This window comes from Brevibacterium sp. BDJS002 (genome assembly GCF_028201555.1).
In the GTDB taxonomy this organism is placed as follows: Bacteria; Actinomycetota; Actinomycetes; order Actinomycetales; family Brevibacteriaceae; genus Brevibacterium; species Brevibacterium aurantiacum.
The window spans coordinates 3,460,460-3,473,516 of sequence record NZ_CP116392.1 but is presented as its reverse complement, the minus strand read 5'-3'; the positions used below and the strand labels follow the sequence as shown (position 1 = coordinate 3,473,516).

General features: G+C 64.6%; 9 protein-coding genes and 1 pseudogene. 4 read left to right on the top strand and 6 right to left on the bottom strand.

Features of this window, described 5'->3' with window-relative positions:
* Positions 1-196 precede the first annotated feature (196 nt).
* The 4 genes from PGC08_RS16105 to PGC08_RS16090 form a co-directional block, all read right to left on the bottom strand.
* Positions 197-2,380, bottom strand: coding sequence for a S1C family serine protease (locus PGC08_RS16105; protein WP_271708879.1), 2,184 nt, complete (start codon positions 2,378-2,380; stop codon positions 197-199).
* A complete protein-coding gene (locus PGC08_RS16100) occupies positions 2,377-4,236 on the bottom strand; it encodes a sensor histidine kinase (protein WP_271708878.1) in 1,860 nt (619 codons plus the stop codon). Before PGC08_RS16100 ends, PGC08_RS16105 begins: the two co-directional genes overlap by 4 nt.
* 30 nt (positions 4,237-4,266) lie before the next feature.
* Positions 4,267-5,022 (bottom strand): response regulator transcription factor, encoded by a 756-nt coding sequence (locus PGC08_RS16095; RefSeq protein WP_009881891.1) that lies wholly within the window; start codon positions 5,020-5,022, stop codon positions 4,267-4,269.
* Between the two features lie 266 nt (positions 5,023-5,288).
* Complete coding sequence (locus PGC08_RS16090; protein ID WP_096157541.1) at positions 5,289-5,876, bottom strand: CGNR zinc finger domain-containing protein; 588 nt, start codon at positions 5,874-5,876, stop codon at positions 5,289-5,291.
* Positions 5,877-6,104: 228 nt separating this feature from the next.
* Here PGC08_RS16090 and PGC08_RS16085 point away from each other — a divergent pair, with 228 nt between their 5' ends.
* Positions 6,105-7,064 (top strand): EamA family transporter, encoded by a 960-nt coding sequence (locus tag PGC08_RS16085; protein ID WP_271708877.1) that lies wholly within the window; start codon positions 6,105-6,107, stop codon positions 7,062-7,064.
* Positions 7,065-7,113: 49 nt separating this feature from the next.
* Here PGC08_RS16085 and PGC08_RS16080 read toward each other — a convergent pair whose 3' ends face one another.
* Both PGC08_RS16080 and PGC08_RS16075 read right to left on the bottom strand, forming a co-directional pair.
* Positions 7,114-8,748, bottom strand: coding sequence for a DNA repair helicase XPB (locus tag PGC08_RS16080; RefSeq protein ID WP_009881894.1), 1,635 nt, complete (start codon positions 8,746-8,748; stop codon positions 7,114-7,116).
* Positions 8,749-8,806: 58 nt separating this feature from the next.
* Positions 8,807-10,945, bottom strand: coding sequence for a helicase-associated domain-containing protein (locus tag PGC08_RS16075; RefSeq protein ID WP_240513706.1), 2,139 nt, complete (start codon positions 10,943-10,945; stop codon positions 8,807-8,809).
* A 72-nt stretch (positions 10,946-11,017) separates the two neighbouring features.
* Here PGC08_RS16075 and PGC08_RS16070 point away from each other — a divergent pair, with 72 nt between their 5' ends.
* From PGC08_RS16070 to PGC08_RS16060, 3 genes and pseudogenes are all read left to right on the top strand, one after another.
* Positions 11,018-11,248, top strand: coding sequence for a hypothetical protein (locus tag PGC08_RS16070; RefSeq protein ID WP_009881896.1), 231 nt, complete (start codon positions 11,018-11,020; stop codon positions 11,246-11,248).
* Positions 11,249-11,770: 522 nt separating this feature from the next.
* Positions 11,771-12,149 (top strand): annotated as a pseudogene (locus tag PGC08_RS16065) (cold-shock protein).
* Entirely contained in the window at positions 12,149-13,057 is a 909-nt protein-coding gene (locus PGC08_RS16060; protein ID WP_009881898.1) for a DUF3027 domain-containing protein, read from the top strand. Before PGC08_RS16065 ends, PGC08_RS16060 begins: the two are co-directional and overlap by 1 nt.

Below are 13,057 nucleotides of genomic sequence, written 5' to 3'. Positions count from 1 at the left end.
TGGGACACCGGAGCTCGGGACGAAGCGCCGGGATAGGCACTTAAGCATCGCGGTTGCCCTGCGCAGGCAGAAGCCCAGAGAAAGAGGGTGTGGATAGCGCTTGGCTGTCCACACCCTCAACGCACCCGAGTGAGATCGTCATCCACAGCGTTCTGCACTCAAGTCCGACGGATTCTCTACTGCGGGATCAATGTCATCACTTCAGGACCAATGTCGTCTTCAGCGTCTGTTCCTGACCGCCGCGCACGACCGTGAAGTCGACGGGGGTGTTCGTCGGCTGCGCACGGACGAGTGCACGCAGAGCGATGGCATTGTTGACCTTGGTTCCGCCCACGGCCACGATGTCATCGCCGTCCTTGAAACCCGCCTTGTCTGCCGGTGACCCGGACTGCACAGACTGCACTTTCGCGCTGCCCTGGGTAGCTCCGCCGCTGTTGATCTGTCCGTCCGTCAGCGTGATCCCGAGGAACGGATGCAGTGCCTTGCCGCTGGAGATGAGCTGGTCGGCAATCATCACGGCCTGCGAGGAGGGGATGGCGAACCCGATGCCGATCGATCCTGACTGGCCTCCTTCGCCGGCTTGGCTCAGCGAAGCCGCAGCGGAATTCACACCGATGAAGTTGCCATCACCGTCGACCAGCGGACCGCCGGAGTTGCCGGGGTTGATCGCCGCATCCGTCTGGATGGCGTTCGTGATCGTCATCTCCTTCTCCTGCGAGGTCGCGTCCTCGCCGATGTTCTCCGTAGAGACCGGCCGGTCGAGGGCCGAGACGATGCCGGTGGTGACCGAATCCGCAAGACCCAGCGGATTGCCCAGTGCCATCACCGGATCTCCGACCTTCATCTTCTTCGAGTCACCGACGGGGAGTGGACCTGCGTCCTTGGGAACTTGGTCGAGTTTGATGACGGCGATATCCGTCGAGGGATCGCGGCCGACGATCTCTGCTTTCACCGTCCCCCCGTTCTTCATCGTCACAGCGATCTCGCCGGAGGGTGTGTCGGCAGGAGCCACCACGTGGTTGTTCGTGATGACGTGACCCTGGTCGTCGTAGATCGAGCCTGAGCCCAGTCCCTGCACCTGTCCACTTGTGCCGACCTGGATCGAGACGACACTCTGGGAAGTGTCCTTGGCGACCTCGGTCCAATCCGGGGTTTCGATGGTCTGATCAGCGACCTTGCGTGAGTCCTCGCCGCCGAGAGCGTTGACGGCGTAGCTACCGCCGAAGGCTGCACCTCCGCCCAGAAGCGCTGCGACCGCGGCGATCGCGATGGTGGCGATCCAGCCCGGTCCTCGCTTCTCTCGCCGAGGTGGTGCTTCGACTCCGTACGGTCCTGGACCGTAAGGACCGTAAGGACCGCCTGGACCACCGGGTCCATTGGGGCCACCGGGTCCGTTGGGTCCGTTGGGGTCGCCGGGGGCTCCTTGGCCGCCGGGGCCGGAGTAGAAGCCTGCGGAACCGGTCTGGGGGTAGCCGCCGTGATTCTGCTGGCTGCCCATGTGACCGTAGGCGGCTGCGCCCGCGGCACCCGCACCCGCACCCGCTGCGGCTCCGGCACCGGCTCCCACCGCAGCTGTACCTGCGCCTGGGCCAGACCCTGTCCCGGGCTGCCCGGCTCCCTGCGCATACGGCGTGCCGTAGGGATTCGTGGCAGTGGAGGAATTGGGGTCAGCCTGTGATGCGCCGTGGGTTGTATCGGTTCCGGGATAGGGATAGCCGGAGTGACCGCCGACGCCGTTGTCTGGGCCGCGATCATAACGCTGGGTGCTGCCGTAGCGCTGAGTGTCACCATAGGGCTGGGTGCCGTCGTACGACTGGTTCGCACCAGCGCCGGGACCCTGTGGAGGCTGGCCCTGCTGTCCCGACTGACTCTGCTGGCCTGGCTGCCCCTGAGGATTCTGATAACCCTGTTGGCCTTGATAGCCAGCTGCCCCTGATTGGGTGGGAATTCCGGATTGCGCGGTGTGGTCGGTCGACGCGTTCACAGGGGGTTGAGCACGAGTCGGCTGCACCTGGGAGGGATCCGACTCTTGGCTGCGCCTCGGGTCCTGGCCTTGCCACGGAGCCTGACGTTGTCTGGGATCCTGACCCTGCCACGGTGTCTGGCCCTGCTCAGAACTGTTCGAACGGGACGATGGCGCGACCGGAGGACTGACCCGCGCAGGACCACTCGAGCCAGTCGTGTTGTTCGGGAAGGTACGGGGGACCTCGGCAGAACGGCGGGACTTGTCTGCAGGGCTTTGGGATCCTGCTGCCGAGCTGCGGGGGTTGTCTGAGGATTCGCGTGAGCCATCGGTGGGGAACGTACGGTGATCCTGATCCCCGTGCCGGCCCCTGTAGTCGGAGTTGTTGCCCTGATTGTTAGGGTCGTTGCTGCTCATCGCTCGTCCTTTCGTGCGTCCGGAGCGCTGTCTTCAGTTTCTGAGATGGGCAGATCGATGCGGAACGTTGCACCGCCGCCCGGGGTCTGGTGCACTGATATCGCACCGTGGTGGTTCTCTACGATCGCCTTGACGATGGACAGCCCGAGACCCGACCCGCCGGTATCGCGAGTCCTGGACACGTCGAGGCGGTAGAACCTCTCGAAGATCCGGGGTACAACCTCGGGGTCGATTCCATCGCCGTGATCGCGAACTTCGATCCTGACTCGTCCGTTGGGGAATCCGCGCAGCGAATCGTCGACCGTGATCGACCCGGCCGCTGTCATATCCGGCACGATTCCTGCAGGCGCCTGGGCGTCGTTCTGATCGTTGCCGTTCGAGTCGCCTCGGCGGAAGATGCGTACGCCGCCGGTGACGAATCCGCGCTCGCGGGACTTGTCCTTGGCCGCAGCCTTGTTCGCCCCGGTCTTGTTGGCACCGGTCTTGGACTCGGTGTCCTGACCGTTCGACGCCTCTGCTGACTCCGCGCTCGCCTCGGCGCGGCCGCCGACGACGCCGACGGCGAACTCGATGGCGGTGTGCTCGGGGGTGTGGCGGACAGCGTTGCCGGCGAGGTTGACGACGACCTGGCGGATCTTCGATTCCGAGCCCCTGATCATCGGCACCGGCTGGGCGTCTTCCCCATCGAGTCCGATGAAGCTGATGTCACGGTCGGGGGCCTGAGCGGCTGCGTCGGCGGCGGCGTCGCGGGCGATCCGGTGGAGGTCGACTGGACCGATCTCAGCGGGTCGCTGCTCATCGAGACGGGCCAGCACTACGAGGTCGTCGACCAGGACGCCCATACGTTTGGCCTCAGACTCCATCCGCTCCATGGCATTTCCGATGTCATCGGATTTCGTGATCGCGCCCTGCCGGTAGAGCTCGGCATAGCCGCGGATCGTGACCAGTGGTGTGCGCAGTTCGTGCGAGGCATCGGAGACGAACTGGCGGATGCGCTTCTCCGACCGCGTCTGTCCGTCGAAGGAGTCCTCGATTCGCCCCAACATCGTGTTCAGTGCGCCCGACAGACGACCGAGTTCGGTGTTGCGGGGGAATGTCGGCACCCTCTGACTCAGGTCACCGGCGGCGATCCGTGAGGCGGTCGTCTCGATGTCGCGCAGCGGCCGGAAGGTGTTGTTGATCGCCCAGTATCCGACTCCTGCCACCATGGCCAGCGCCAGCAGTCCGATGCCGATCATCGTATTGCGAGCACGCTCATTGATGTTGTCGATCTCGCGGTCGAAGGGCACAGCGATCGAAACGAGCACGTCCGTGTTCTGAACTTTCATCGCCCGAGCGCGCCACTGCGAGGTGGTCCCGGGGACGGTGAATGGCTCTCCGCCCTGCGCATAGACCTTCGACTCGTTGATCTTCGGCAGAACCGGGCTGTTACCAGGCTCCGGAGCCACAGGATCGCTGAGCGGCTTGCCGTCCGTGTCATAGAACTGGACGTAGAAGCCACCAGGCATCAGAGTCTTGAGCTCGTCCCAGGAACTCGAATCGATGGTGTCGGTGGAGGAATCCGACCCGTCGCTGCCGTCCGAGTCCGCTGACTCGTTCTTGTCCGACGACGAAGACGACTGCAGCTGGGCAGGCTGGAACACATCCTGGTAGGCCTGCTTGGCAAGCGTCTCCGAAGCATTGATGAGTCTCTCATCCGTGCGTTCGACGAGACTGTCTCGAAGGTTCTCGAGTACCCAGGCGCTCGTTCCGGAGAGAACGAGCAGCATGAGCAGCATCATGATGGCCAGCAGCTTGGTGGTCAGCGACCATTCTTCCCAGAAGCCGGGTCGGGTGGGACGGGATTCTTTTGCCACGTAAGTAATCTAGCGCCTGAGCTTGTCCGACTACTTGGATTCCGGTGTGCGCAGCATATAACCCACACCGCGCTTGGTCTGGATCATCGGCGTCCATTCCATCTCGACAGGGTGTCCGGCGGCGTCAGTCTCCGGTGTGACATCGATCTTGCGACGCAGGTAGGAGATGTAGGACTCGACGATTCCGGTGTCGCCGCCGAAGTCGTATTCCCAGACATGGTCGAGGATCTGGGACTTCGAGAGCACACGGTTGGTGTTGAGCATGAGGTAACGCAGCAGTTTGAACTCGGTGGGGGAGAGATCGATGAGGATTCCCGAGCGACGCACCTCGTGGGTGTCGTCATCGAGTTCGAGATCGCCGGCCATGATGACGGCGTTCTCTTCGTCCTCGAGGCTGCGGGTCCGACGCAGCACGGCACGGATGCGGGCGACGACCTCTTCGAGGCTGAAGGGCTTCGTGACGTAGTCATCGCCGCCGACGGTCAGGCCGGTGATCTTGTCCGAGGTGTCATCACGGGCGGTGAGGAACACGACCGGAGCGTTCATGCCGATCTGGCGGAGGCGACGCGTGACGGTGAAGCCGTCCATGTCCGGCAGCATCACGTCGAGGACGAGGAGATCGGGGTTGGTCTGCTCGGCCAGACGAAGAGCTTCGGCGCCGTTGGCAGCCGAGACGACGTCGAATCCTGCGAAGCGCAGGCTGGTCGAGAGGAGTTCGCGGATATTGGGCTCATCGTCGACAACGAGGAGTGTGGCTTCGATGTCGGTATCGTTTGCTGTAGTCATGCATCCAGTCTGAAGCTCAATTCTGAGAGTGGCTTGACAGTTCCCTGAATGCGAATGTGACGTGAGTCACTGAAAACTCTCAGAAAAGTCCCGTGGGGACCGAAGTGCCGCATGCGTTCACAGGAACGCCACCACAAATTGAGGGTTATATGTGCTCGCGCACGTCTATTGCACAGAAATGTCGATGCGTGCTCGCTGGCCATCGCCGAGGCGGGGCTCCGGCTGTCGTATTAGGACTCCGGTCGTTGTTCCAGGGGGCTGATCTCTCAGGAGTCTGCCTGCCGGGCGCGGAATGCGGCCACGTGCGTGCGGTTCGCGCAGTTGCCGGTATCGCAGAAGCGCTTCGAGCGGTTGCGGCTGAAGTCGGCCAGGTAGGCGTCGCAGTCCTCGGCGGCGCAGCGGCCGAGACGGTCGAGGTCTCCGCTGCGGATGAGGTCGATGAGGACGAGTGCGACGTCGGCGGCGACGCGATCGGCCAGGCTCGCCGACTCGCCCACCCCGTGCAGGTGCCAGTCCCATTCCCCGTGCTTGACGAGCAGGGGCAGTGCATTGGCCTCGCGGAGTGTGAGATTGACCTCATTGACGACGCTCTCTTCGCCCGCCGCGACCTCGGCAGGTGTCACAGCGTCGAGGCTCGCGTCGAGCGCAAGAGCGAATCTTTCCCGCAGGCGACGCGTCTCATCGACATCGGATTTCGTGGCCCGAATGGGGCCCGAGAAGTCGTGCCGGGCCGCGAATCCGCGGAGTCCGGCGGTTGTCGTCAGCTCGTCTCCGTCCTCGGCGAGTGCTCCGGAGGTATTGAGGAGGTCGACGAGCATCGTGAGATTCGAGCGAATGTCATAGGCAAAAGGCATGGTGGGCACATTCTGCCACAGCGATGTAAGGACCAAAATGCACTTGACTCATTTCACGGGCGTGTTCAATACTGGATTCAGGCGGCAGACCAACGTCAGAGTCCTCCGGGACTGGGCCCCACCTCGGCGAGGGTGCCGGCATGTGCCCCACTCCCACCGCACTCGGATCACATTTCCACCAGCGCGTCCATCATCGTTTCAGCAGTCATGCACTTCAGGAGGTCAAGAATGAGTCGTACCGTCGTCATGGGGTTTCTCCTCACGCTTGCCTCGGCATTCTTCTTCGCGGTCTCGGGACCGATCGCGAAGACGATGTATGAGATCGGGTGGACCCCGGGCTCGGTCGTGCTCATCCGACTGGCCGGATCGGCCGTTCTGCTGCTCGTGCCCAGCATCATTGCCCTGCGCGGACGCTGGGACGAGGTGCGCAGGCATTGGAAGACTGTGCTCACCTACGGCCTCGTGTCGATGGCCGGTGTCCAGGGCTTCTACTTCGTCGCCGTCGAGCATCTCACCGTGGCGGTGGCGCTGCTGCTCGAGATGACCGCACCGATGCTCATCGTCTTCTGGATCTGGGCGCGGACGCGGACTCGTCCGGCGACGGTGACCTTCATCGGTGTGGTGGTCTCGATGATCGGGCTCGTCCTCATCCTCAATCTCCGTAACTCCGATATCAGCATCTTCGGTGTCGTCATGGCTCTTGCAGCTGCGGTCTGCCTGGCCAGCTACTTCCTCGTCTCGGCGAAGGACTCCATCAACGTCCCACCGGTTGCACTGACCGGGTTGGGCATGGGCGTCGGGGCCCTGGCGATGTCGCTCATCGTCTTCACGGGAGTCATGCCGGCCGGTGCGGTCGCTGCCGATGTCGATTTCGGCGGCTACAAAGTTTCGTGGATCCTGCCTATGGCGATGATCGTCGTCTTCACCGTCGGCGCCTACATCACCGGCATCCTCGGCCTGCGCTACATCGGTGCCACGGTCGGCTCCTTCGTCAACCTCATCGAGGTGCCCTTCTCCGTCATCGTCGCCTGGCTGATCCTGTTCGAGATGCCCGCACCCATCCAGCTCTTCGGCGGTGTCTTCATCGTCGCCGGCGTCGGGTTCATCAAATGGGGCGAGGCGCGTCTGGCCCGCCGGGTCGCTTCCCGCGAGGTCGTCGTCACGTCCGAGGAGCTCGCCTCGGTCTGAGCCGCAGCAACCTGGCGCTCAGGTGCTGAGCCACGTGGCGCAGGCTGACTCAGCGGACCTCGATGTCGTAGCTGTAGCCCTGCTCGGTGAGGAAGCGACGACGCTGGGCGGCGAAGTGCTCGTCGACGGTGTCGGCGGCGACGACGGTGTAAAACGTCGCGGATCCGGAGTCTTCCTTCGGCCGCAGAATCCGACCCAGGCGCTGGGCCTCCTCCTGCCGGGAGCCGAAGGCACCTGAGACCTGGATCGCCACGGAGGCCGCCGGCAGGTCGACGGAGAAGTTCGCGACCTTCGACACCACGAGAACCGGGATCGCGCCGGACCGGAAGTCGCGGAAGAGCTCCTGGCGCTGCGATTCCGGCGTCTGACCGGTCAGCACAGGAGCGTCGAGTTCGCGCCCGACCTCTTCGAGCTGATCGAGGTACTGGCCGATGACGAGGATCTGCGCCTTCGGGTGGTCGGCGACGAGCTCACGCACGATCGGCAGCTTCGCATCCGACGTCGCAGCCAGCCGGTACCGATCCTCACCATCGGCACGGGCATAGGCGGTGCGGGTTCCTCCGTCGAGGCGGACCCGGACTTCGTGGCAGGAGGCGGTGGCGATGTAGCCCATGCGCTCGAGTTCCTTCCACGGCACCTCGTACTGCTTGGGCCCGATGAGGGAGAACACCTCGTCCTCACGTCCGTCCTCACGGACCAGGGTGGCCGTAAGCCCGAGCCGCCGCCTGGCCTGCAGGCTCGCGGTCAGACGGAAGATCGGTGCCGGCAGCAGGTGGACCTCGTCATAGATGACCAGACCCCAATCCTTGGCATCAAGGAGCTCGAGATGCAGGTAGGAGCCTTTGCGGCGCGTGGTCAGCACCTGATAGGTAGCGATGGTGATCGGCCGGATCTCCTTCGTCGACCCCGAGTACTCACCGACCTCGTCCTCGGTCAGCGAGGTGCGCGCGAGGATTTCGTCCTTCCACTGCCGAGCGGCCACGGAGTTCGTCACGAGGATCAGCGTCGTCGTCTGCACCCGCGACATCGTGGCCACTCCGACGATGGTCTTGCCAGCACCGCAGGGCAGAACGACGACGCCGGACTCGCCGCTGAGGGAATGGTCGATCGCTTCCTTCTGATAGTCACGCAGGTGCCACTGCCCGCCATGGGCGTCATCGGACAAAGCGATCTCGTGGGCCTCACCGTCGACGTAGCCGGCATGGTCGGAGACCGGATGGCCCAGCTGCAGCAGCGCATGTTTGAGCTCTCCGCGCTCCGACGGGTGGACGAGGACGGATTCGGCGTCGAGGGTTTTGCCGAACTTGCCCACCAGGTCCGGCTGGGTGATGAGCGAGGCGAGCAGATCCGTGTCTGCCGAGGTCAGGGTCAGTCCGTGGATCGGATTGTCGACGAGGGTGAGCACGCCGAAGCGGTCCATGATGTCGACGATGTCGACGAGCAGCTCATGAGGCACCGGGTACTTCGCGAACTCGAGGAGGACGTCGACGACGGACTCCGCGTCATGGCCGCTGGCCCGGGCGTTCCACAGCCCCAGCGGGGTGATCGTGTACGTGTGGATGTATTCCGGGGTCCGCGACAGCTGCGCGAAGGGTGCGATCGCCACAGCCGCCTCGACGGCCAGGGGATGCCCCGACTCCAACAGCACAGTCCGGTCGGACTGCACGATCAACGGACCGTTCATATGTGTTCCTGCTTCTTCCCACGCCGAGGTGACTTCCGAGGGCACAACGCATGTGTCCTCAGGATTGTTCCTCCGCACCATCGGATTGAGCACCGGCCACATCGACACTGACGATGCGCGCGATCGACAGGGACGCCTCGGCGCCGGTGGTCTTGACCGTGCCCCGCACGCGGCCGCCGTTGACGGTGGCAGGGAGCATCTCGATGACGCGTTCCTTCCCGTGGGAGTCGGCGAGCGTGATCGTGACCTGCTGGCCCGCACTGGCGGCTTCCCGGAGACGATCCATGTGTCCCAGGGGTTCGTCGGTGCTTCTCACCGGGGCCGCGCGGGCCCCGGGGGAGCGGAGGATGCGGATGTAGTCGTCGAGGTGGTTATCTGTGACCCGGGCACGCTTGCGCAGATGCACCTCCGGCTCGGCCTGCGTGATGACCCTGCGTTTGCGCACCGGACCCGAGGGCGAGTGCAGCATGGCGTGGTGCTCGGCGGACTCTAAGAGATGCATGGTGCGTTCGGGGCCCAGCTGCCCGATCGCCACGGTCGGGGCCAATCGTTCCAGACCGGCCGGCAGCATGGCCTGGTCGGAGAGGATGACGTCGAGGTCGACGGGGTCATCGACGACGAGGACGGCGCGGGCACCTGCGACCTGGACCCGGCGCAGCTTCGACGCCGTGTTCTCGACGAGGAAGTTCAGGGTCGAGGGCAGAGCCTCGGCGCTGATCTCTGCGAGTTGGGCCAGGGCATCCTCGGCATTGATGCCGGTCTGCATGCTCGCCTCGATCGTGTCGGCGTCGATGCGGTACACGGTGCCCTGCCCACGTGCCTCGACGACGGCGAACTTACGCAGAATATGGTGGACCCTGGGTTCGATGGGCCCGGTCGCCACGGCGGTGAGATCGGACTGGATGAGGACGGTGTCGACCTCGTCGACGAGCCCGCCCCGAACCTCGTCGACGACATCGCCGGGCACCTCGAGACTCTCGAGGCTGAAGTTCACAGGGGCGATCGAAGGATCCTGCGCAGCCTGGGCACGCATCGCCGAAGCCAGGCCTGCGGCGAGGAGGACGCCGAACCTGCTGGGGCCGAAATGCTCAGAGTTCTGCAGCGGCGTCGTCGCCAGACCGAAGGCGCCGGCGGTGTGCAGGATCGCCTCCGTCATTGCGAAGTCATGGGCGGGAATGAGCGGTCGCCTGGCCAGGACCTGCGCGTGGATCCACTGCGCCGAGCGCGAGGATCCCTGCCCGATGTCGTGGAGTATCTCCAGGATGGTGAAGCGCAGCAGCGGCATCGTCGGCTGCGACTGGCTGAACCCCTTGAACAGGGACTTCTTCGGCGAGGCGAGGACGGTGAGGCGTTCGTTGGCGCTGGCCCCTGCCGCCAGTTGGGTGACATCGAGAGGTTCACGCAGCCAGGAGGACACCAGTGCTGCCCACAGCTGCGCCCTGTCTCCTTCGAGGACATCGGCGGCGTCATCGCTGGCCGTCCACTGCGGATCCAGCGGGTCATCGAGGACGCCGATGAGGTTGAGCGATTTCGCCGCGAGCAGCAGGGTGATCGTCTGTTCGAGTCCCAGATCGATGGTCTTCCCGATCCGCGTGACATCGCGTTTGGAGATTCCGCCGCTGGTCAGACGGGAGATGGGGGAGCTGGCCAACTCATCGACGAGCCCGCGCAGGGAGGAGATGACCTCTGCCACGGCGGCTCGTTCGCTGTTGTGGATGAGCGACGTGGGGATGGTCTCGGTGCTCGAATCGAGCTCGGCCGATCCCGCCTGCCACGGAAGTGCCCGAGCGGATTCGGCCGCCGAGGTGGGCAGGAGTGTGATGGCCTCGGACTGGATCCGCCAGGTGGACTTCGGCGACGATGCCGTCTCGCTGGGGGCGGCCGAGGGCCAGGCCAGGCCCAGGTCGCGCAGTCGGGGGAGGACAACCTCGGCGAGGGCATCGTCGATATGACGATTCTCACCCACGTTGATGTCCGTGGTGGTGCGTGCGGCCTTGGCCAGGTCGATGAAGACGTCGAGCTCGGTGGCGCTGAGGGCTTCGATGCCCCGGGAGACGCCGATGCGCGAGGACGCGGCCGCGGCCAGCGAGGGAATCGTCGGGGACTCTGGTTGGAGGAGATCGCGACGGGTCCGGACGAGGGACTCGAAGTCGGTATCGGCACTGTGGGACAGCCACTGGCTGAAGGTCATTGACATCGCTGTTCAGTTTAGCGTGAGGGGTACAATAGGTGGGCAGAACAGGTTCGCAGATCTCGGAAAGGACGAGCATTGTCAGCCAAGCGTGTCGACTCGACCATCGTCGTCGTGGCCGTTGCCGCCGCCATTGTCGGAGCGGTCGCGCTGCTCGGCGTACTGGGGCAGGCCTGGATGGGCTACGCCCCCTCGCACCTGCTGACATACCTGCCGATGATCCTCCTCCCGATCGCCTTCGCCTTGGTCGCTGTGGCCCTGGTCAGAGCGGCACTGAGACGCAGACAGACCGAGGTGGGCCAGAGCTGAAACTCGGCCGCGGGCGCAGCCGACGGCACACGCACATCCGCTGAGGCGAACGCCTGAGACGGGGTGGCCGTTGAGTCAGCGTCGGGCACTTTCCCACCATGACGGCACCCACGCCGAGGTTGGCCGCAGTCAGCGTTCGTGTCCCGGGCGAATCGAGTGGCCACGGCCGGAATCTCGCACAGTATCGTGACGTTGAACCACTGAGATGGCACGCACGAGGACGGGCGCGGAGCAGGTTCCGGAGCTTGACCCGGATCGGATGCCGGATCGCGTCAGTGCAGGAGCGGTCGCAGACGGCGACGCGGACTCTGGGTCAGATGCAGGTCTTGGCGCGGTCACTGGTACAGGCGCCGATACAGGCGTCGGCACAGACGCAGACTTAGCCACAGACGCAGACTTAGCCACAGACACGGTCGAGCGAGGCCGCCGCACCACTGAGCATCACCGAATACGAGCTTGACCAGTACGAACAGCAACACCGACGAGCAACACCAACGACGAGCAGCAACAGGAAAGGACACCATGCCAACCGGACGCGTGAAATGGTTCGACGTCGACAAGGGCTTCGGCTTCGTCATCGCCGAGGACGGCTCCCAGGCCTTCCTCCACTCCTCGGTCCTGCCCGAGGACGCCGAGGTCACCAAGGGCACCCGCCTCGACTACGATGTGGTCGATTCCCGCCGCGGAGCCCAGGTGCTTAAGGCCAGACTGCTGTCGGCCGACCAAGGTTGCGAAGGTCCGCCGACGTCCGGCCGAAGACATGGCGGTTATGGTTGAAGATGTCATCAAAGTACTCGATGACCTCAACAACGGACTGCAGCACGGCCGCTACCCCGATCCTTCCCACGGGAACAAGGTAGCCTCGCTGCTGCGGGCAATTGCCGACGATTTGGAGTCCTGATGTCATCACTCTTCAGTGATTGGATGGCCGGCCAGAGTGCCGAGCCGACGAACGACCCTGCGCCCACAGAGGCGACGTCGGTTGCCGAAACGACGGCCCAGGCTGAGGCGTCTGCGCCGGTGAAGCCGGCCAAGGCCCCGCGGGCGACGTCGGAGAAGATCGTCCTCGACACCCAGCTGGCCGCCGCGATCGATACCGCTCGTTCCGCCATCACCGAGGTGGCCGGCAGCTCCGTGGTCGGAGACCACCTGGGGACATTGGCCGAGGGCACTCGCCTGGTCACCCATTACTTCGCATGCACCGACCCGACCTACCGTGGTTGGCGCTGGATCGCAGTGCTCGCACGCGCACCCCGGGCCAAGAAGGTCACGGTCTGCGAGACCGCACTGCTGCCCGGTCCTGACTCACTCGTCGCACCGGAATGGGTCCCCTGGGAACAGCGGCTCGAACCCGACGATCTGACTCCTCGGGACACCCTGCCGAAGGTTGAAGACGATCCGAACCTCCAGCAGGGGTTCGAGCAGGTCGAAGAGACCTCTGACGGCAATCTGGACGAGATTCCGAATTTTGAGTTCGGGCTCGGCCGTCGTCGGGTCCTCTCAACCGAGGGCATCTCATCGGCGGCCACCAGGTGGGCCGAGTCGGAGACCGGCGCGGAGTCCGAGTTCGCGGCGAAAGCCTCGGCGCACTGCTCCAGCTGCGGTTACCTGATGCCATTGGCGGGATCGCTGCGGCAGAAGTTCGGCGTCTGTGCCAACGGCTGGTCCCCGGCCGACGGCAAGGTCGTCGCACTCGACTTCGGGTGCGGAGCCCATTCTGAGACCGACGTCAGCAAGCAGAGCACAGAGCCTGCCGAGGCCGTCGTCGATGACTACTCCGTCGGCGAACTCGAGTTCCAGGAGGGCTGA

Bases quoted from the DNA above. Each gene is read 5' to 3' on its own strand.
- PGC08_RS16105 (WP_271708879.1), bottom strand. From the start codon at position 2,380: ATGAGCAGCAACGACCCTAACAATCAGGGCAACAACTCCGACTACAGG.
- PGC08_RS16095 (WP_009881891.1), bottom strand. From the start codon at position 5,022: ATGACTACAGCAAACGATACCGACATCGAAGCCACACTCCTCGTTGTC.
- PGC08_RS16090 (WP_096157541.1), bottom strand. From the start codon at position 5,876: ATGCCTTTTGCCTATGACATTCGCTCGAATCTCACGATGCTCGTCGAC.
- PGC08_RS16085 (WP_271708877.1), top strand. From the start codon at position 6,105: ATGAGTCGTACCGTCGTCATGGGGTTTCTCCTCACGCTTGCCTCGGCA.
- PGC08_RS16080 (WP_009881894.1), bottom strand. From the start codon at position 8,748: ATGAACGGTCCGTTGATCGTGCAGTCCGACCGGACTGTGCTGTTGGAG.
- PGC08_RS16075 (WP_240513706.1), bottom strand. From the start codon at position 10,945: ATGTCAATGACCTTCAGCCAGTGGCTGTCCCACAGTGCCGATACCGAC.
- PGC08_RS16060 (WP_009881898.1), top strand. From the start codon at position 12,149: ATGTCATCACTCTTCAGTGATTGGATGGCCGGCCAGAGTGCCGAGCCG.